A 21,980-nucleotide genomic window follows, 5' to 3' on the forward strand; every position below is an offset into this window, starting at 1 on the left:
CTCTATAAGTATTCAAATTAGGAGTATTACAAAAAATCGTTACAAGAAAAATCTTATTTTGATTATTTAAAATATTTCCCAATTTAATTTAACTAATTTATATTTTTTATATCCTTCTTTTAATTATATTATATATTAAAATCTCTTTTTTTAAAAATATTTAAAATTTATAAAATTTATTTGTATACTTTCTTTATTTATATTTTTTAATTTTTATTTCAATTAATTTATTATAATTATTTTATTTCTAATTTTCTATTATTTAAAATATTAACCTAAAATAATTTTCGATATCAACTCAAAATGATAAGTCCCTGCAAAATTATCAAGAAATACCAAATTATCAATATTATAACCATTTCTATTTAACTTTGAAAAATCCCTTACAAAAGTAGAGGGATTACAGGAAATATAAATTAATTTTTTAATTTTTTTTTCAATAATTCTACTTATAAGCCTTTCTGTTAAACCACTTCTTGGTGGGTCTACCAACAAAATATCAATATCTTCAACATGGTCTATTGCAATTTCAGCATCCATTTGGATAAAATTAATAAAAGTATTATTTTTAAAGTTGTTAATTTTTGCATAATCTATAGCTTTTTTTGATATTTCATATGCATAATAGTTAGAAATCTTTTTATTAATAAATATAGGAATTGAAAAAAAACCAACTCCGCAATACAATTCAACAAAATTATTTATTTTATCATCACCAATAATTTCTAAAACTTTCTCAATAAAGAGAGGATTTGTAAATTTATTTACTTGAAAAAAACCATCTATATCAAGTTCATAATAGTAATCTTTAACTTTATAAATAGCTTTTTCATCTTCTTTGTAACCTTTAAGACCTTTCAAAAAAATATCTATTCCATCACGAATCCTAAAACCCTTATTAAACAAAAGGATATCATCACTTAAGTTTTTTATAAATTCTCTAATTCTCTCAGTAAGAAAAAAACATATGTCATTTCTGAAAGGAATAACTCTCAAAGTTTTTTCTTTAAAAAAGCCAAGTTCTCCTTTTTCCGAAACTTTCAATTGAGCATTATTTCTATAATAGAATCTTGAAGGGGATTTAATAATTTCAAATTTCTTTTCATTTTCAAATTCATATTCAAGATGATTTCTAAAAAAAAGTTCTTTTAAAATTTCTATTTTTAGAACTATTTCATAATCATAATCTACATTTAAAAAATCGCATCCTCCGCAATAACCAAAAATATCACATATGGGTTTAATTCTATATGGAGAACTTTTAACAATATCTTTTACTTCACCTATAAAATAATCTTTTTTATCTTCCTTTATTTTTATTTCTACCTCTTCCCCAGGTAAAACAAAAGGGGTAAAAATAATTTTCCCTTCCTCAGTATGACCAAATCCATAACCTTTATATGTCACTTTTTCTATAGTAATTAACAATTTAACAAATCTCCCCTCTATATTAAATATTAAAAATTTTCTTAGATATTCAATAATTTAATTAACTAAAAAATTGTAAACTTTAATTAATAAATAAATTTAATTAACATTACTTATAAATTATACAAGATATTATTTTTTAATTAAGTTAGTAAGTTGTTTATATATAATTTAATAAAAATAAAAAAATAACATTTTAATTCTTATTATTATCTTCAACTTTTTCTATTTTTATCTTATACTTTTTAATCCTTTCTAAATAATCATCCATAGTTTCCATATTATTTAAAAAGTACCATGTAAGAGAATATACAGATCCACTACCAATAGACTCAATTAAAAGGTAAATTAACCTTTGAAAACCTTTACCAGGTAAAAGTGATGGGTCAAAAATTAATTTTAATATTAAAGTTATTAAAAAATAAAAAATAATACCATTAATAGAAATATTTAAATATTTATGTTCTTTTAAAAAATTAAATTTATCTATAAAGTTTATAGATATCATTAATAAAGCAATTAATAAAAAACCATAAAAACCAAAAACAATAGCTTTACCAAAACTATTAGCTGGACCATATGCAACTCTAGAAAAAACTACAAAAACAAAAAAAGCTAAAACAGCTGATAATAACAAATTTACTAAATATATTTTTATAGAAGAACTTTCTATATTTAATTCTTGAAATTTAGAATTTGTTTTTAAAATCTCATAAATATATTTAGAAATTAAGGGAATAAATAAAAATAATAAAGAAAATAATAAATTTGAAAAATATGTTCCTGTTATTAAATTAAAAAACCATAAAATTATTGAACCAATGAATAAAAATAAAATTAATTTCACTTCATTATTTAAATCCTTAATTTTATCAATAAAATTATTCATTAAAAAAACCTCCTAAAAAAATAAAAACTAAAAAAACTATATTTTATTTCCCTTATAATATATAGCAATTATTAACAATTTTTCAATAAAAATATTATTTTATATTACTCTTTTTCTTTAAAATGTAATATAAATTATTTAAAAAATGTTAAAAACAAATGCTTAAATTTTTTTACTTGACTTTTTTTTTTAATAATATAAAAAACTGATATGTAGAGCGCGAGTAGTTCAATGGTAGAACATCAGCCTTCCAAGCTGATTACGTGGGTTCGATTCCCATCTCGCGCTTTTTATTTTTTAAATTTTCTTTAATTTTAATAATTGTCTTAATAACAAAACAAAATTATATATATTTAATATTTAATATAATTAAAAAACCTTATAGTTATTTTTAAAAATTTACTTATTTATTCCCAATATTTTTTTATTTAATAAATAAAATTTTTATTTTTAATAAATTAAAGTTTTTCTGTAAAGAAAGTTAAAAGTAAATTTTTTAGGATTTTTTATGGAAAAAAACATTGAAAGAAAAGAGAAGATGTATCAAAGACTTATTAAACAAATTTCAGAACATATATATAAAACTGAAGATATTATCTCAAAAATGAGCACCATAATATCCATTTTACATAACAAAATTCCTTATTATTTTTGGACAGGATTTTATTTCTTAAAAAACGATAAATTAATTGTTGGACCTTATCAGGGAAGCTTAGCTTGCTTAATTCTTCCAAAACCAAAAGGTGTTTGCTGGAAGGCTGTTATTAACAATGAATCTATAATTGTTCCAGATGTACATAAATTTGAAGACCATATAGCTTGTGATGCAAGATCCAATTCTGAAATAGTTATACCTTTGCATAATAGTAATGATTATATATACGGTGTTTTTGATATCGATTCGAAAAATTATGATGCATTTGATAGTATTGATAAAAAATATTTAGAAGAAATATGTAATAGTTTTTTAAAATTACCAGATAAATTTATCACTACAAGTTATAATTTATAAACAATAAAAAATTATTTATAATAAAATAATAATTAATAAAAACCATTTTTTTTAATCATTTTATTAATAACTATTTTTCTAAATATCAAAATTTTCAGCTTCATCTGAATCTATTATTTCGACTTTTGATGCTAACCACTTCATTATTTTACAATATCCAAATGGGATATAAATACCTAAAGTTATTATTGAAAGAAGGGACACAACAAAATATAATGGGAATAACTCACTTCCTTTTCCTACAAACTTAAATCTTTTATCATTTATTGATAAGTTTCTATAATACCATCTATTATATCTACAAATTGCCCATGGAATATTCAATCCAAGAGTTATTAAAATAAGAAAAAAATTAACTAAATTTATCCATAAAAGATTTTCCCCTTTACCATAAAAATTTAATCTTATCTTACCCATATATATCTCCTCCATTTCTTAAAAAAGAAGTAATCTAATAATTAAAAGCTAATTTTATCTTTTTCTATTAAAATCATATTGAAATATATAAACTATTAATTAATTTTAACTTTTATATTTAAAAATCAAATTTTAATATAAATTAAAATTAGACAATCAAATTATAAGATAAAATGTATAAAATTAAATAAAAAATTTTATTTTATACAAAAAATTGTAATTTGATTTAAATAAAACTTAAACTATAATTATTAATAAATAAAATAAAGAAATTTAACAAAAAAATTAAAATTATATGATTGAATTCTTTACATTAAAACCTGCAAATGAATTAGAAATTATACTCTTTATAATATCTTTAATATCAATACCTATATTTTTATTTATTGGAATAAGATTTATCAGAAAATTAATATATCCAATTGGAGAAGAAAAAATTGCTTTACTTAAAGAGAGGTGTTTAAATAGAGGATTAACTTTAGATGAAGCAAACTTATTTTTAGAGATATTAAAAAAAGAGAAAATTGAAAATTATAATTCTTATCTTGAAAACTTTGAACTTCTAAAAGATTTAATAATTAAATACATTTACTATTATTCTTCAAAAAAAATGGAAAAAAATGAAATTATAGCTATAAAAAATAAGCTTTATAGAATATTGAATTCTTCTGCAAATATTTATAAAAAAAGAAAAATCTTTAATACATACTCACTTAAAGAAGGAACTAAATTAAAAATTCAATTTAAAAGTAAATTCTTTGATTCAAAAGTCATTTTATGCAACAATGATTACTTAATAATAGAAAGGGTTAATTTAATTGAAGATTCATCTTTGGAAAATTTTGAGCATTTAAAAATAACAATATATTTTTATGAACCTGATGATGCTGGGTATTCTTTCGAAACAACCATCATAAAAGATATTAAATCCAAAAAAATCAATGCCCTAATTGTAGAACACTCAGATAACTTAAGAAGACATCAAAAAAGAAGATTTATTAGAAAAACTTGCTCTATCCCATGTGAACTACAACCAATTAAAATAGAATTAATTGAAAAAAAAGCAAAGCAGATAATCTTAAACAAAATATTTAATGGAACAATAATAAATATATCTATAAATGGAGCAGAAATAGAAATAAAAGAAAAAAATATTGTGGAGATTTTTGAAAGCATTAGTAGAGTTTATATAAAGTTTAAAATTGAAAATGAAATTATTAAATTAATAGGAGAAATTGTTTCTAAAGAAGAAAATTTTCTTCATATAAAAATAGTAAAAATATTTGAAGAAAAAGATTATTTAATAAATGATTTTATATATTTAATATAAAATATTTTTAAATATTTTACAAAATTCTAGTTTTTTGTTTTATTTTTATTTCGCGTATTGTTCATTTTTTATAAATTAAATTAAGGGTCTATCTTTTATTCATATTTATCAATTTAATATTATATAACAATATAATTAATATAAATACTATAATTAGTATTATTTAGTAAGCATATTTTATATTTTTTTTTAAACATATACTTCTATAAATCTGTTCATAGACCATAATTTTAAATATTTGATGACCAAATGTTAATTTGGAAAATGAAATTATATATTTTGAAATTTTTTTAATATTTGAAGGAATTCCATCCCTATTTCCAATCATAAATATTATATGATCAAAGTCACAAAGCATATTATCAATTATTAAATTTGAAAACTCTTGCGAAGTAAGAGAATTCCCTTCTTCAGAAAAACAAAGTAAATTATCTAATTTATTAAAATCTCCTATTCTAATTTTAGTCTTATTTATTGATTCTAGCTTTTCTAAAATATCTTTTTCTAAATTTTTCTCATTACTCTCTTTAATATATATTTCATTTATTTTATAAAAACTCTCAATTCTTTTTTTAAATATATTACAAATACTATCTATCTCATTAAAATGTGTTTTCCCTATTGTTAAAACAAATATTTTTTTCATATTTTAGGTTTATTTTATATTAATTACAATTATTATAAAAAATCATAAAATTTAATCTTTATTATAATTTATAGATAATCAAGAACATTTTTATTAACAATATTTTTTATTTGATCATATTTTCTTTCATAAAATAGTAAAAAAGATTCTACTAGTAACTCATTCATTCTTCTTCTTGTCTCAATAGTAGCAGACCCAATATGGGGAAATACTACAACATTATTGAATTTTTTTAGCCTATCATCAAGCTTAGGTTCATTATGAAAAACATCAAGCCCAACTCCAAAAAATTTACCTCTTTCAAGAGCTCTTATTAAAGCTTCTTCATCAATAACTTCTCCTCTTGAGGTATTAATCAAAATAGCATCATCTTTCATAAGATTTATTCTCTCTTCATTTATCATATTCATTGTTTCTTCTGTCAATGGTGTGTGAATAGAAATTATATCAGAAATTTTTAATAATTCATTTAAATCTTTTTTGTATATACCATTAAATTCAAGTTCCGGGTTTGTATGTCTATTATAATAAAAAACTTTACAACCTAGAGCTTTCATTTTCATTGCATAACTTCCCCCTATTCTACCAGCCCCAATTATACCAACTATTTTCCCATGAATATCTTTTCCTAAAAGATATTTTGGACCCCAATTTTTTACAGCATCATTTTCAATATCCTTTAAAGCTTCCTTTGCTCTTTTAGCAACCATAAAAGTTAAAGTTAATGCTGTTTCTGCAGTAGCTTCAGTCAAAACATCAGGTGTATTTAAAACAATTATTTTCTTTTCTGTTGCTTTTTTTATATCTATATTATTGTAACCTACTGCATAATTACCTATAATTTTTAGTTTTTTTGATTGATCAATTATTTCTTCATCAATCTTAAAATTCAATAAAACAATTATACCATCAGCATCTTTAATCTTTTCAATAAAATTTTTTTTATTATCAATTTTATTTTTCTTATCAAACATAATATCATAATATTTTTCTAATTTTAAACAGATATCTTCAAAAAGATCACCAAATATAATAATTTTCAATTTTTCCATAAAATCCCTCTAAAAATTAAATTTTTTTTTCTATTTTAAAAAAATTTGATATTTAATTTAAATTTTAATATATTGGAATATAAAAAAATTTATAAAATTAATTATTGTTTTTAAATTATATTATATTTTTGTTTTATCAATAAAATTTTATAAAAATAAAAATTTAGAATTGATTATTTATTAATTTTTTGTTATTTTTTTTTTACAAAATAATAAAAAATTAAGGAATTGTCATTATGAGTTTAGATTACAAATTTGAAAAAGAAGGAATAAAAGGCAAGATTAATTTAACAATAACAAAGGAATATTTAAAGACCGAATATGAAAAAACATTACAAAATTATATTCCAAAAATTCAAATAAAAGGATTTAGACCAGGAAAAGCTCCTAGATCCTTAATAGAAGCAAAATATGGTGAATCTATTAAATTTGAGACATTCAAAGAAATAGTATCTAAAGAGTATGAAGAGATATTAAAAAAAGAAAATATTAATCCAATTAATGAACCATATATAGATTTTGATAATAAAGAATTAGATTTTAATAAAGATATTAAAATTACTTATAACTTTGAGTTGCCCGCAGAAGCTAAAATTTGTGAATTATCAGAAGTTATAATAAATTACGATAACTTCAATGTAAGCAACGAAGATGTAATGGATGAGCTTAAAGCATATCAAAAAAACTATTCTACTCTCGAAATAAAGGATAATCAATCCTCTAAAGGAGATTACATAAACATTAATTTACAAATTTTTGATTCCGAAGGAAATAAAATTAAAGAGCTTACAGAACAAACAATCATCATAGGAGATAATTTTTTAAAATTAAATATAGATGATGAATTAATAGGTTTAAAAAAAGGAGATAAAAAAGAAATTATTAAAGACTATACAAAAATCAATGAAAATGAAATAATAGAAAACGATGTAAAAAATAAAAAAGTTAAAATTAATATTTCTATAAATGAAGTAAAAGAAAGAAAATATCCTGAAATTGATGATAATTTTGCCAAAGATTATTCAGCATTTAACACAATAGAAGAATGGAAGCAAGAAATAAAAAATCAATTAACAGAATATGCAAAAAATTTTGAAAGAAGTCATAACCTTAGAAAAATTTATGATGAAATTATCAAAAAATCTGAATTTTTAATACCAGAAACATACATTAATTTTGGAATAAAAAGAGCTTTCGATTCATACAAGAAACAATTTAATATTTCAGATGAAGTTTTTGAAAAATTGATAGGTTTAAGTGGAAAAGAAAAGGAAGGCTTTTTATATTCTTTTAGGCCATCTACAATAAAAGATATTCAAATAGAATTAATTCAATTAGAATATTTAAAAAAACTAAATCCTCAAGTTACAAAAGAAGATATTGATAAATTTGTTGAAGAAGAAACAATAAGAACGAAAAAAAGTAAAGATGAAATATATAAAGAGGTGAATAAACACAAGGAAAACGTTGAGTTTTTTATCAAACTAAGAAAAATTGAAGATTATTTTATAAATAATGTAACAAAAAAAGAAGGGAAAAAATATTTTATAAAAGATATAAATAAAATAATAGAAGAAAAAAATAAAGAAGAAGATGAAAAAACGAAAAAAGCATATGAAGAATGGGAAAATATGAACAAAAATAAAAAAAGTGATCAATAATAATTTTCTTAAAAAATTAAATTAATTAAAAATAAATTAATTTTAATAAAATAAACTATAAAATAAAAAATTAATAAATTAAAAAAAAATAATTAAATTAAAAATTGTATAAAATTAAATTAAAAACTATTAATAATTAATAAAAAAATCTTAATTATTTAAACAAAGAGGAAAATATGAAAGAAAAAGATTTTGAAATCAGAAATAAAGATCCCGAAAATTTATTGAAAAATTCCTATTACATTCCATACGTAATTGAACAAGTACCAGGTGGAGAAAGAGCTTATGATATTTTTTCGAGACTACTGAAGGATAGAATAGTTTTTTTAGATGGTGAAATTAATGATATTACTGCAAAACTTACTATAGCTCAACTTTTATTTTTAGAATCTGAAGATCAAGAAAAAGACATTTTTCTTTATATAAATTCACCTGGAGGTTCGATTACTGCTGGACTTGCAATTTATGATACAATTCAATATATTAAACCTCCAGTAGCTACAATATGCATTGGAATGGCTGCTTCAATGGCTGCTATTCTTCTTGCTTCAGGGAAAGAAGGGAAAAGAATAGCATTACCAAATTCAAGAATTATGATTCATCAACCTTGGGGGGGTTTCCAGGGGAAAGCTTCCGATATTGAACAACAAGCAAAAGAAATAATGATTTTAAAAAATGTTATTATTGAAATATTAGCAAAACATACAGGTAAAACTAAAGACAAAATAAAAAAAGATATTGAAAAAGATTATTTCATGAGTTCTAAAGAAGCAAAAGATTATGGAATCATAGATAAAATTATAGAAAAAAGGTAGAAAATATAAGGATAAATTCTTTTTATGTTACATATTATATATTTTTTATTTATATAAATTTCTATATTTATCAAATGTATATTTTTAATGATTAATAAAATAATTTTAATAAATAATTTATAGGTAAGAAAATGAATAGAAAAGATAATCAAGAAATTACAAAATGCTCCTTTTGTGGAAAAAGCGAGAAAGAAGTAAAAGAAATTTTTAAAGGTTTTGAAGGTTCAATTTGTTCCGAATGCATTGATTTTTTATATAAATACTCAAAGAATTTTAATAATCAAATAGAAGATGAAAATAAAATGCCTTATAAATTACCATATCCAAAAGAAATAAAAAATTATCTTGACCAATATGTAGTTGGGCAAGAAGAAACAAAAAAGATATTATCAGTAGCAGTTTATAATCATTATAAAAGAATATATCACAATTTAAGAAATAAAAATAGTATAAAAGATAGCAGTAACATTGAAATTCAAAAATCTAATATATTACTTTTAGGTCCAACTGGTAGTGGTAAAACACTTCTAGCACAAACTTTAGCCAAACTACTTAATGTACCTTTTGCAATTGCTGATGCAACTACATTAACAGAAGCTGGATATGTTGGAGAAGATGTTGAAAACATTCTATTAAGATTAATACAAAATGCTAATGGAGATATAGAAGAAGCTCAAAGAGGAATTATTTATGTTGATGAAATAGATAAAATCTCAAGAAAAAGTGAAAGTCCTTCTATCACTAGAGATGTCTCAGGTGAAGGAGTTCAACAAGCTCTACTAAAAATTGTCGAAGGAACTATTGCAAATGTTCCTCCACAAGGAGGAAGAAAACATCCATATCAAGAATTTTTACAGATTGATACTACTAATATTCTATTTATTCTTGGAGGTGCTTTTGTTGGAATTGAAAAGATAATAGAAAAAAGGTTGAAAAAAAGTTCAATCGGTTTTGAAGCTATTTTTCCAGAAAAATCTGACAACGCAAATATTATAAAAAATATTTTGCCTGATGATCTTATAAAATATGGAATTATTCCTGAACTTGTTGGAAGAATGCCTGTAATTGCTGTTCTTGATGAGTTAAAAGAGGAAGATCTTGTAAGAGTATTAATAGAACCTAAAAATTCTATTATAAAACAATATCAAAAACTTTTTCAGCTTGAAAACAAAGAACTTATTTTTACTGAAGAAGCATTAAAAGAAGTGGCTCATCTATCATATACAAGAAAATTAGGAGCGAGAGGTTTAAGATCTATACTTGAAAATAAATTATTGGATATTATGTTTAATGTTCCAGAGAATGATTCAATCAAAAAAATTATTATAACTAAAGAGTTTATAGAAGGAACTAAAGAACCTATATATGAATACTCTAATAATTTTAAAAATAAAATAGTAGCAGATTGAAATTATTATATTTTATTATATATTTATTTTGTGAAATTAAACATTGCTTTGATTGAAAATTTAAATGATGAGTTTTATTATTGGGCAAGAGACAACTCACATAATGTTTACAACTTATCTTCCTATTTTAAAAAATATAAAAATTTAAATAATTATAAATTCTTAAAAAATCCAGATCAAATTTTTGATTCAATAAAAAATGAAATATTATTAGATTTTGGAAATAATTTTTTTAGCTCAATAGATATTGTTATCTTTAGGACAAATGTTATAATAGATAAAAATATAATTGATTTATTCAAAAACTCCAAATTATTTATCAGAGCTGGATCTGGTTATGACAATATAGATATTAAATATCTGTATTCAAAAAAAATAATTGGACAAAATACTCCCAAAGCTAACTATATTGCTGCAGCAGAGCATACTTTATCATTAACTTTATCTTTAATTAAAAAAATAAAATTTTTCGATGATCATATTAGAGGTGGTAATTGGAGAGGTAATTCATCATTAAACATTGAGCTTTCTGGAAAAAATGTTTTAATTATTGGTTTTGGATGGGTTGGTAAAGAAGTATGCAAACTTTTTTCAAGTTATAGTACAAATATATATGTGTATGATCCTTATATGAATGAAAAAGAAAAAGATATATATTCTGAATATACAAATCTTATATATAAACTCAAACACAATTATTCAAAAAAATTTAGTAACTTTAAAAATAAAAATCCTTCTTTTTTAATAAATCCAAATCTCCTCTTACCAGAATTTAAAATTGGATTTATAAATAATTTTGAAAAATTAAAAAATATATTAAATACTATAGATATTATATCTTTACATGTCCCATTAACAGATGAAACATATAAATTTTTAAATTACGATTTTCTTGAAAATATTAAAGAAGATTCTTTTATAATCAATACATCAAGAGGAGAAATAATAGATGAAACATCATTAATAAACCTTCTTTCAGAAGAAAAACTTAAAGGCTATGCTTCAGATGTTTTTGATAGCGAACCAGTATTTTATTCAGATTTGTTTAAATTTAAATATAATACTATCTTTTCACCTCATATTGGTTCTTATACATTTGAAGCAAAAGAAAGAATAACAAATGAAGTTATAGATGTTATAGATAACTTTGTTTTTAATGATTTAGTTCTATACCCTTTTAATGAAAAATTCTATTTCTCAAAATATTTTAAATAATTTTTTATTAAATTTATAGAAAAATAAAATGACTTTAACTTTTAAAATTGCTAAATTATTTATGCCCAAGTTATTAAATTTTCTTTTTAATATAAAGGTTCATGGTAAAGAAAAAATTCCAAATAACGGACCTTACATAGTAGCATCAAATCACTTTTCAAATTGGGATCCCCCAATTCTTTACTATGCTTTATACCCAATTATTCCAATAACTATGGCTAAAAAAGAGCTCTTTAAATATTTTCCTATAAATATCATACTAAAATCATTATATTCTTTTCCAATAGATAGAAAAAACTTTAAAACATCAAGTTTAAAACTTGTTAAAAAACTAATAGAAGAAAAAAAGGTACTTTTAATGTTTCCAGAGGGAACTAGGACAAAAGGTAAAGATCTATCAAAAATTAAAATAAAACCTGGAACTATTTATATTGCTTTACAAGAAAATATTCCTATAGTTCCTGTCCATATTGAATGGCCTGCTAATTGTACTAAAACATTTTTAAAAAGATTATCTGTCAATATATACTTTAAAAATCCAATATTTTTTTCTAATTATTACAAAAACTCTCAACAAAATAGTAAAGAAAATTTATCAATAAAAAAAAATAATTCATCTATTGAAGAATTGTGTAATATTTTATTAAATGAAATAAGAAATAAATAAAAGTAGTTAAAAATATTACTATTGTATTAATAACAATTCTAGAAAAAGTTTCAAATTAAAACAATGAAATCGAATGTTTAGAAAAGAATAATTTATCATTACTAATTTTAAAATTATTTATTAAGGGGTTTTCTATTTTTTCTCTAAATTTTTCAAATTTTTCGAACTTTTCAATAAACTTACCTCCAAAGAAACCTTTAAAGTATAAATAAAAATCTTCAATTTTTATATAAAAATCACTATTTCTTAGATTTATACAACCTATATACTCAAAATTTTTAGAAAAAATTAAATATATATCTTTATTAATTCTAACATTTCCAAAACTGAAATCCTTTAATTTTTCAAAATAATAAATTATTTTATCTATTAATAGAAGATCAATATTATTTTGATCAAATAGATCATCAGAAATCATTAGTTGACTTCCAAATAAGAAATTAGCTAAAGCTATTAATTCTTTTTCATTATAACTAAGCTCAATATTATTGTTTCTTGTGAAAAAAACATCTGGATCATTAAAATAAAATACTTTATCAAATATTGATCTATTTAAAACATTTATTAAAGATATATAAGCAGAAGGTCTACCCTGATGCCTTATTAATTTTGGTAAGTTTTCATCCCATTTTTCCTTTACATCTGCTCCAATTCTATTTATATGGAAATAATTAGAAGAAGTTTGTAATGGAACTCCACACCCAAGAAAAATAGCATCATACGAAGTTATCAAATTCAATGCATTTTCATACCATACATAAGCACTTTTTCCATTTTTAAAGTTTCCTTCGATAAGACCTGCATATAAAAAATCTAGTTTCAAAAATTTATAACCCCATTCTATGATCAACTTATTAAAAACTTCTTTTAAATAATCTTGAACTTCTTTAATAGAAAGATCAAGTATATAAAATTGATTCCCCCATTCAGGGGTTGGAATAAAACCTGCAACAACTGGAATACCATTCTCATCTTTTAGAACCCATTCAAATTTTTCCTTATATATTTTAGAAAACCTTGTTAAAACAAATGGGGCAATCCATATTCCAGGAATTAATCCTAAATCCTTAATTTTATCTGCAATATATTTCATTCCTTCAGGAAACCTATCATTTCTTACTTCCCATTCCCCCACTGTAACTTCCCATCCATCATCTATTTGAAATATAATTTGATTTTTATTTATAAAATTTTTATTTATTAGTTTTGTAAATATATTCTCTGTTTTTAACAAATTTTCTAAATTATTTAAAATAATTTCTCTATTTATGTGTGAGTAATGGTTATACCAAGACTCCCAACCTATAATATATTTATAATTTATAGTTATTTTATTATTTTTAAGAATCTCCGTAAATCTACATATAATATCCATTTTATCCCTATAAAAAATAAGTTTCTCTTTAAATTCAAAAAAACCTTCTGCATAAAAGATTAACAAATCCCCCAAAAATCCCTCATTTAAATCATCTAGATAATTAAATAAAAAATCCACAGATATTTCAAAAGTTCTTTTGTTAAAATAGAAAATAGCAGGAGGAGTTTTTAATGGTAAAAATAACAATGCTATATATTTATTTTTTATTCTAAAGTAAGTAAAATAGTTTGAATAAAAAAGGTTGTTTCTATTCTTAATGAATGTTCTATCTCTTAAAACAAATTTATTAAAAACCTTAAGCAAAGCTAACTTTTCATATTTTTCATTTAATTTATATTCTTTTGTAATTGACCAAGACTGAAAACCATTTGAAAAAAAATATAAATCATCTTTTTTCTCAAATTCTATTTTAAAATATTCAAGTAAATCATTCAAATTAAAAAGAGTAAATTTATTTAATTTTTCATTTTTATTAAAAATTTTAACAATAAAATCACCATTATCAAAATATTTTATACCATAATTTATATTATCATATAATTTTAAATTAACTCCTCCCACTAACATCTCCTTTTTTTAATTTTACTTTAATATTATATAATATATTTAAATAAATAAAAATTAATCTTTATAATTTATTTACTAAATGGGTTATTTTGCAAATAATTAAATAATTATTATTCAACATTATAACTTTTTTTAAACTACTTTAACATCTCCTTAGCTTCCTCTTTAGCTTCTCTATCCCACCTATGGACTGATGGAAGAGCAAGTAATTTTTGTAGATAATCTTTTGCTAACTCAACATCAGCTTTAACAGGTTTTGGTAAGAAGCCATAATAAAATTTAGCTTTTTCATACCAATCTTTAGCTTTATCATAATTTTTTTTACATTCTTCCCAAATGCTTACAGATTTATTTAAATCATATTTTCTATTTGTTAAAAAGAATATAAAATCTTTATACATCAATGATAAAATATCTGTTTCATAAGCTTTAGCTTCAGCAAGTTCAATAGCTTTAAGCATAAAAGAAAAAGCAATCATATAAGCGTTATCTTTATTTGCAAGTGGTAAAGCTGCTCTACCTTTATAATATAAGTTAGCAATTAAAAAATAACCATCGCCAAAATTTTTATTATATTCAATAGCTGCTTTTCCTTCTCTTTCCATAGGATCCATTAATGCTACTGCATTAAGTACTCCCTTAAGAAGTCCAATAGAACCGTAGATAGCTCCAAGCCAATAGTGCCCCATATCATTTTGTGGTTTTACTTTGTTCGCTTCTTCAGCATATTTTTGAGCCTCTTCATAAATAGATATAGCTTTCTTTTTATCATTTTTTTCTAAATCTTTATTTACTAAATTCTTAGTAGCTCTTGCTAATCTCCATAATAGTTCATAATCTTTATTGCCAGCATCATAAGCCTTTTTAAGAACATTATAAGCACTCTGAAAATCATCTTTTAAATAAAATTCATCTGCCTGCTTTATAACATCTGTAGTTTGAGATGTAAAAATTACAAATGAAATTATCAAGAAAAAAAGTATAGATAAAACCTTGTAATTTTTAATCATAAAAAACCTCCTAATAATTTATTATTCAATAAATATTTTAACAATTATTTTTAATTATTCAACTTTTTTATATAAATTTAATATTTTTTAATCATTGAATTTTAAAATTATTAGATTATAATCTTATTGAAAATTTAATGTAAAAACTTTTAAAATTAAACTTTTTTAATTTTTTTAATAATTTTTTTAATTAAATTTAAATTAATTTTTACAATTTATTATAAAATAATTTAAGAATTAGTATAGTGAGGATAATATATGAAAATTCTTTTTATTGAAGATAATAAGGATTTACTTGAACTCCTTAAAGAAGCTCTATCCTCTGATCATATAATTAATATTGCAAGCTCTGGGAAAGATGGGCTTTTTTTAATTTATCATGAAAAACCAGACCTCATATTCCTAGATATTATGATGAAAGGTTTAAATGGTTTTGATGTCCTTAAAATGATCAGAAAAGATAATGTTTCAAAAGATATTCCAGTTTATGTTATATCAGCATTAACAGATAATGAAAACATTGAAAAAACAAAAGAACTAGGAGCAAATGGGTACATAAAAAAGCCATTTAAAATATCTGAATTAAAAGATTTTATAAACAAGTTATCAAATGGAATTATTGATAAAAATAAATTCTCAATATTATAATTATAAAATTACAAGCTTTAAGAATTATTTATAATTCAAAAATTTGATTAATTAAGTCTTTTAAATATTTGCATTTTTCTTCAAAAGAAATAAAAATATTTTTAATTTTAAATATGTTCTTGTTTTTTTTATCTATAATTATTTCTCCCTTTTCAATCTTTTTTACCAACAAAGAAAGGTTTAATTTTGAACTCTCATTAATAAAAAATATAATATTTTCTTTATCCTCCCATATTTTATCAATTCTTTTATCTTGACCTAATATCCTAATCTCATTTAATAAAAATAGATTTGCTAAATTATCTGGTATTGGGCCATAATTTTTTTGTAATTCTTGCATATAATCAATTAAATCCTCTTGTTTATCTATAAAATAAAGTCTCTGATAAACTTCAAATCTTTTTTCTTTATCACATATATAATTTTCTGGAACATATCCTCCTGTATCAATTTCAACTTCACATTTTTTGATATCTTTTTTTTCTTTATTTTCTATACTATTTGTTACTTGTTCTAACAATAATTTATACATTTGAAATCCAACTCTTGATATAAATCCAGATTGCTCTTTACCAAGAATATCACCATATCCCCTTAGTTCAAGATCTTTTATAGCAATTTTATATCCACTTCCAAGTTCTGCATACTCCTCAATTATTTCAAGTCTTTTAATCCCAATAGAATTAACCAAATCATTTTTATACAATAAATAAGCAAAAGCTTCTTTTTCTCTCCTACCAACTCTTCCTTTTAATTGATAAAGTGTAGATAACCCAAATTTTTCTGCTTCGTCAATTATAATTGTGTTAACATCAGGAATATCTATTCCTGACTCTATAATTGTTGTAGCAACAAGAACTCTATAAAGTCCATTAATAAAATTTCTTATTTTATTTTTTATTTCTGATTTTTCCATTCTAGCATGAATATAAGTAATTGAAAGTTTATTGTCAAAAAGAGAATTTACATATGAAGTAAAAACTGCAATAGTACTAATTCTATTGTGAATAATATAAACCTTTCCTTCTCTTTCAAGTTCATTTTTTATAGCATTTTTAATAACTTCATCTGAAAATTTTGAAATAAAGACTTTTACTGGTTTTCTATTTTCTGGTGGAGTATTTATTACAGAAACAGGTCTCAATTTTATTAATGAAAGGTAAAGTGTTCTTGGAATTGGGGTGGCACTTAAAGATAAAACATCTATATTATATTTCATCATTTTTATTTTTTCTTTATGCTCTACACCAAATTTTTGCTCTTCATCAATAATAAGTAAACCTAAATTTTTAAATTGTATATCTTTTGAAAGTGCTCTATGTGTACCAATTAAAATATCCACATTTCCATTTCTAATATCTTTAATTATTTTATTTTGCTCTTCTTTAGATACTAATCTAGATATTATGCCAATATTCACTGGATAATTTCTGAACCTTTTTGAAAAAACCTCAAAATGCTGGTTTGCTAAAACTGTTGTAGGGCATAAAAATAAAACTTGGTAACCCGAATATACAGCCTTAAATGCAGCTCTCATTGCTATTTCAGTTTTCCCAAATCCTACATCCCCACATACAAGCCTATCCATAGGATAGCTTGCTTCCATATCCTTTTTTACTTCATCGATCGTTTTTAATTGGTCATATGTTTCAACAAACTCAAACTCATCCTCAAATTTTTTCATTTCATCATTATCTGGTAAAAATGATATGCCTTTTTCCTTTTTTCTTTTTTCATAAATATCAAAAAGCTTTAATGCAAATTCATAAATATTCTTTTTTGTTTCTTCAACTGTTTTTTTCCATGTCTTACCCGAAAGAGAATCAAGTTTAGGTTTATAATCTCCAAATGCAATATACTTTTGTAAAAAGCCAATTTTATCTATTGGTACATTCAATTCCTCACCATTTTTATATTCTATGCTTATAAAATCTTTATAATTATCCTCAATAAGAATAGACTTTATCCCTTTATATAAACCAATTCCATACTTAATATGAACAATATAATCCCCTGGTTTTATATCTAGATAGTCTTCTATTTGTTTAACTTCAGCTTTTTCACCACTTTTAATTTTAAATCTTTCTTGTATAATATCTCCATATGAAAATAATACTTTTTTTATTATTTCATTTTTAAAGCCTTTTTTTATTTCAAGTTTTATATAATTTATAAAATCATCTTTGAAAATTAATTTACATTTTTTTATCTGTTCATCATTTCCTGAAATATAAATTTCATAATTTTTTTTAGATAAAATACTTTTATCAAAATTAAATTTTTCAAAATTATTTTCATAGCTTTCAACAAAATATGTTTCTAAATCAATAAAAGTTTTAATATTTATTGTTTGGTAATTTTCATCAATTTCATTATATATCTTTATGTATCTTCCTCTATCACTATAGTAATTTTTTTTTATTTTTAATATTAATTTATCTTTGGTTGTTAAACTTTTTATTCCTTCTCCATTATAAATAGAATCAAATAAATTAAAAATAGCTGTAAACTCATCGTATATTTTATTAAAATTATAGAATATTACCCTAAAATCATTAACAAAATAATCAATTAAAAAACTCCTATTATTATCTGAAGTAAACCAAATAGAAGCAAAATCCTCTCCTGATGAAATGCTTTCAATAATAAAGTGCAAATTTTCATCATATAAATTATTCTTCCCTATCTCCTCAAGCAGATCTATTTTATTATTTATAAAAAACTCTTTTACAGGTAAAATATTTATTTCATCAATCTCTTTAATTATTTTGCCTGAATCCTTTTCATATATCTTAATAAATTCACATATATCATCAAAAAAATCTATTTTAACAGGGTTCTCAAGAGGAGAATAAAAAATATTAAAAATCTCTCCCTTCTTTGAAAATTCACCATAATATTGAGGTTCCTCAACAAGATTAAATCCACAAGATATCAATTTTTGTAAAAATTTTTCCTGCGAAATTTTTTGTCCTTTTCTTATATAAATCTTTTTTTCAACTAAAACTTCTTTTTTTATAACTGGGTATATGAACCCTAAAATATCAGTAAAAACGATGTTTATTTTTTCTTCAATTAAATTATTTAAAGTTTTTATCCTTTTATAAGTAATTAACTTATCATATTTATTAAATTCATAAGGATATAAAGGAATTGAACTAAAAATATCTAAACATTCTTTGTCAAAAAAATTTATAAAATAATTATATAACTGATAAAAATCCTCCTTTTTATTATAAACTATTATTATCTTTTCATTTTTGTTAAATTTAATAAGATTTTTTATTAAAATAGGTAGAAGATGGAAAGTTAAGTTTTTAATATTTATTTCCTTATCAAAAAAGGATAATTTTTGAAATAAATTATCAAAATCTTTAAATAAATTAATTAAACTATTATTAATTGAAAATTTATCCATATTATATATAATTTTATAGCTCTTTAAATCTTAAAATGAAATTAAACTAAAAATTAAATTGAAATTTAATTGATAAAAATACAATGTAAATAAAAACCATAAATTTAATAACAAAAATTTAATCAAGTATATCACTTAAATCTAAATTAAACTCTTTTGGATCTAAAGATTGTGTAATATATAAAGAATTTGATTCTTCTAAATCTATTTCATATTTTTCATTAACCTTTTCACCAAATTCATCCATTAATACTTTAACAACAGGTCTTAGTGGTAATTTGGGGTTTGATCTTATTATCAAACCAATTATACCATTGTTCAATTGAACAAGGGATCCGATAGGATATATGCTCATTATAGATAAAAAAGTCCTCAAAATATTGGGATCATAAAGATTTTTAGCTGCTGAAAGTACACTTTTAATAGCAATTGATGACATGTATTTTGTTTTATAAGATCTTTTTTGAGTCATAGCATCATAAGAATCTGCAATTGCAACTACCCTTCCAAAGGCCGATATCTCGTCCCCTTTTAATCCAGATGGATAGCCACTTCCATTATATCTTTCATGATGTTCAAGTGCAACATTTGCAATTTCAGAAGAAAAGCCAAGTTTCTGATTTAAAAGTTTTTGACCAAGAATAGGATGCTGTTTTACAATTTTAAATTCTTCATCTGTTAGTTTTCCTTCTTTTTGAATTATTTCCGGTTTAATATTAAGCATTCCACAATCATGAAAAAGAGCACCTTTAACAAGTTGGGAAATTTTAAATTGAGGATACTCAAGTCCTATACCTATCACAATACTATAAATTGTTACATTAATAGAGTGTAAAACTAAATATGGAACATTTTCATCTGTATAATTATAAATAAAACTTAGCAACTCATATTTATTTGATTTAACTAGATTAATTATATCTTGTGTAAGTTGATCAACAGCATTATGAGATATTAAGCTACCTTTTTTAATTTCAAAAAATAGATCGTTTAGTCTTTTAGTAAAATCATTATAATTTTTAATCATCTTAACTGATAGATCTTCTGTTCCTTTTTTTGTTTCTTTTACATTTTTCTCAATCTCACTTACATCTTTTGAATACAATTTAAGAGCTTTAGCAAGAAGTTCTTTTCTTTTTTCTGGAGATAATTTTTCATTTTCTTTTTTATCCATATTACTACCCTTATTAACTATATTTGAAGTTCCATTCTGATTATCAATATTTTGTTTATTTATATTTTTAATATTAGAAGAATCAATATCTACATTGCTTTTTTGATTATTTAAAGAATCAGGCAGTTCATACTCAACTTCTTCTATTTTCCACCTTTTCATTCTATCTATATCTGATTGTTTTACTGGTACATTGGCTGGAATAATAATATTTGTTTCATCAGTATATAAGGCTGATGGGTATACTTTTCCTACTATAAGATCACTCACCTTTACCTTTACTCTCATAAAAAACCTCTTTTAAAAAATTCCTATTGAATTTAATAACAAACCTATAAATATCAACTAATATCTCCCATAAATCTTCAGGAATAATTTCCCCTTCTTCAACTCCATTCCACAAAATTTGTAACTTCTCTTTATCCTCAACTATCAAAATGCCATATTCTTTAGCTTTTTCTAAGATTTTTTTTGCTAAAAGTTCCTCACCTTTTATTAATATTTTCGGACCAAACTCTTCTTTATTATATTTTATAACTAAAGCTCTCTTCTTCATAAGTAAAAATAACTCTTATTTTATCTCTATAACTCAAAGTGATAAATTCATTATTTTCATATTTTTCTTTTAAACCTTTAAGATACTTTTTAAAATTACTTTTTACATTCATATTGTAAAAGCCAGATTTGTCCTTACTAAGAATAATTTTACAATAGTAAAACTCATTTAATAAAAATAAAATACTAAAACCCTTTTTATCCTTATTTTCTATTGATATAATAATTTTCCTACTTTCATCTTTTATCGGTATAATATAATTTTCATCAATATTTAAAAAAACTATATTGCCTTCTTCCAATAAGTTATCACTTGGATATTTATTATATTTATCATTCTCTTTTATTTTATTTAATTCCTCATTTAACTCGAAAATAAAATCATTAAATTTTAAATCTTCAATTAAATTATAAAAGTCAATTTTTTTATCATTTAAAAATTTTGAAAAAGTAACTAATTCATTAAATATTTTATTTTCTAAAATACTATATTCAAAAATTGGTTTAGGATTAAGAGAAATTAATTTTAACAATACAGAACTTCCTGGAAGCTTATTATAAGGTAAATCTATAATATAGTTATTTCCTTTTATTTCTACTAGATATTTATTTGAATCAACTTTTGATTTTATAACACCCCTGTATCTTAAACCTGGCTTTAATATACCTTCGTTATCCTGCACCAACTC

19 protein-coding genes and 1 tRNA gene are annotated in these 21,980 nt (G+C 22.0%); 9 read left to right on the forward strand and 11 right to left on the reverse strand.

What is annotated here, in order from left to right:
* Positions 1-270: 270 nt before the first annotated feature.
* Together N3A58_01880 and N3A58_01885 are read right to left on the reverse strand one after the other, a co-directional pair.
* Entirely contained in the window at positions 271-1,428 is a 1,158-nt protein-coding gene (locus tag N3A58_01880; protein ID MCX8058147.1) for a TRAM domain-containing protein, read from the reverse strand.
* A 196-nt stretch (positions 1,429-1,624) separates the two neighbouring features.
* A complete protein-coding gene (locus tag N3A58_01885; protein ID MCX8058148.1) occupies positions 1,625-2,317 on the reverse strand; it encodes a hypothetical protein in 693 nt (230 codons plus the stop codon).
* Positions 2,318-2,534: 217 nt separating this feature from the next.
* On the opposite strand from N3A58_01885, the gene N3A58_01890 reads away from it, so the two are divergent.
* Positions 2,535-2,605 (forward strand) — tRNA-Gly (locus N3A58_01890).
* Positions 2,606-2,825: 220 nt separating this feature from the next.
* The gene (locus N3A58_01895; GenBank protein MCX8058149.1) at positions 2,826-3,329 is read left to right on the forward strand and encodes a GAF domain-containing protein; all 504 of its coding nucleotides are present in this window, start codon (positions 2,826-2,828) and stop codon (positions 3,327-3,329) included.
* Between the two features lie 78 nt (positions 3,330-3,407).
* Here the strand turns inward: N3A58_01895 and N3A58_01900 are convergent, their stop codons facing one another.
* Positions 3,408-3,746, reverse strand: a complete 339-nt coding sequence (locus N3A58_01900; protein MCX8058150.1) for a YjgN family protein — start codon at positions 3,744-3,746, stop codon at positions 3,408-3,410.
* 295 nt (positions 3,747-4,041) lie between these two features.
* Between N3A58_01900 and N3A58_01905 the strand changes: the two genes are divergently transcribed.
* Positions 4,042-5,076, forward strand: coding sequence for a PilZ domain-containing protein (locus N3A58_01905; GenBank protein ID MCX8058151.1), 1,035 nt, complete (start codon positions 4,042-4,044; stop codon positions 5,074-5,076).
* Between the two features lie 163 nt (positions 5,077-5,239).
* Here the strand turns inward: N3A58_01905 and N3A58_01910 are convergent, their stop codons facing one another.
* Together N3A58_01910 and N3A58_01915 are read right to left on the reverse strand one after the other, a co-directional pair.
* A complete protein-coding gene (locus tag N3A58_01910; GenBank protein MCX8058152.1) occupies positions 5,240-5,722 on the reverse strand; it encodes a 23S rRNA (pseudouridine(1915)-N(3))-methyltransferase RlmH in 483 nt (160 codons plus the stop codon).
* Positions 5,723-5,790: 68 nt separating this feature from the next.
* Positions 5,791-6,774, reverse strand: a complete 984-nt coding sequence (locus N3A58_01915) for a D-glycerate dehydrogenase (protein MCX8058153.1) — start codon at positions 6,772-6,774, stop codon at positions 5,791-5,793.
* A gap of 236 nt (positions 6,775-7,010) precedes the next feature.
* On the opposite strand from N3A58_01915, the gene tig reads away from it, so the two are divergent.
* The 5 genes from tig (at position 7,011) to N3A58_01940 (ending at position 12,541) form a co-directional block, all read left to right on the forward strand.
* Complete coding sequence (gene tig / locus N3A58_01920; protein ID MCX8058154.1) at positions 7,011-8,435, forward strand: trigger factor; 1,425 nt, start codon at positions 7,011-7,013, stop codon at positions 8,433-8,435.
* Positions 8,436-8,611: 176 nt separating this feature from the next.
* Complete coding sequence (gene clpP / locus N3A58_01925) at positions 8,612-9,250, forward strand: ATP-dependent Clp endopeptidase proteolytic subunit ClpP (GenBank protein MCX8058155.1); 639 nt, start codon at positions 8,612-8,614, stop codon at positions 9,248-9,250.
* 131 nt (positions 9,251-9,381) lie between these two features.
* Positions 9,382-10,659, forward strand: a complete 1,278-nt coding sequence (clpX, locus tag N3A58_01930) for an ATP-dependent Clp protease ATP-binding subunit ClpX (protein MCX8058156.1) — start codon at positions 9,382-9,384, stop codon at positions 10,657-10,659.
* A gap of 30 nt (positions 10,660-10,689) precedes the next feature.
* Positions 10,690-11,874 carry a hypothetical protein gene (locus N3A58_01935; GenBank protein MCX8058157.1) on the forward strand — a complete coding sequence of 395 codons (1,185 nt, stop codon included), beginning with the start codon at positions 10,690-10,692 and terminating at the stop codon, positions 11,872-11,874.
* A gap of 61 nt (positions 11,875-11,935) precedes the next feature.
* On the forward strand, positions 11,936-12,541 hold the full coding sequence (locus N3A58_01940) for a 1-acyl-sn-glycerol-3-phosphate acyltransferase (protein ID MCX8058158.1): 606 nt from the start codon (positions 11,936-11,938) through the stop codon (positions 12,539-12,541).
* Between the two features lie 55 nt (positions 12,542-12,596).
* Here N3A58_01940 and N3A58_01945 read toward each other — a convergent pair whose 3' ends face one another.
* Both N3A58_01945 and N3A58_01950 read right to left on the reverse strand, forming a co-directional pair.
* Complete coding sequence (locus tag N3A58_01945) at positions 12,597-14,480, reverse strand: alpha-galactosidase (GenBank protein MCX8058159.1); 1,884 nt, start codon at positions 14,478-14,480, stop codon at positions 12,597-12,599.
* Between the two features lie 143 nt (positions 14,481-14,623).
* Entirely contained in the window at positions 14,624-15,496 is an 873-nt protein-coding gene (locus N3A58_01950) for a hypothetical protein (GenBank protein ID MCX8058160.1), read from the reverse strand.
* A 258-nt stretch (positions 15,497-15,754) separates the two neighbouring features.
* On the opposite strand from N3A58_01950, the gene N3A58_01955 reads away from it, so the two are divergent.
* On the forward strand, positions 15,755-16,144 hold the full coding sequence (locus tag N3A58_01955) for a response regulator (protein MCX8058161.1): 390 nt from the start codon (positions 15,755-15,757) through the stop codon (positions 16,142-16,144).
* Between the two features lie 28 nt (positions 16,145-16,172).
* On the opposite strand, the gene mfd is transcribed toward N3A58_01955, so the two are convergent.
* The 4 genes from mfd to N3A58_01975 all read right to left on the reverse strand — a co-directional run bounded on the left by mfd (position 16,173) and on the right by N3A58_01975 (position 21,974).
* Complete coding sequence (mfd, locus tag N3A58_01960; protein ID MCX8058162.1) at positions 16,173-19,562, reverse strand: transcription-repair coupling factor; 3,390 nt, start codon at positions 19,560-19,562, stop codon at positions 16,173-16,175.
* Positions 19,563-19,680: 118 nt separating this feature from the next.
* Positions 19,681-21,024, reverse strand: a complete 1,344-nt coding sequence (locus N3A58_01965; GenBank protein ID MCX8058163.1) for an HD-GYP domain-containing protein — start codon at positions 21,022-21,024, stop codon at positions 19,681-19,683.
* On the reverse strand, positions 20,999-21,292 hold the full coding sequence (locus N3A58_01970) for an EscU/YscU/HrcU family type III secretion system export apparatus switch protein (GenBank protein MCX8058164.1): 294 nt from the start codon (positions 21,290-21,292) through the stop codon (positions 20,999-21,001). The genes N3A58_01965 and N3A58_01970 overlap by 26 nt, the downstream gene beginning before the upstream one ends.
* The gene (locus tag N3A58_01975) at positions 21,261-21,974 is read right to left on the reverse strand and encodes a hypothetical protein (GenBank protein MCX8058165.1); all 714 of its coding nucleotides are present in this window, start codon (positions 21,972-21,974) and stop codon (positions 21,261-21,263) included. Before N3A58_01975 ends, N3A58_01970 begins: the two co-directional genes overlap by 32 nt.
* Positions 21,975-21,980: the final 6 nt, after the last annotated feature.

Source organism: Spirochaetota bacterium, from assembly GCA_026415295.1.
Taxonomy (GTDB): Bacteria; Spirochaetota; JAAYUW01; order JAAYUW01; family JAOAHJ01; genus JAOAHJ01.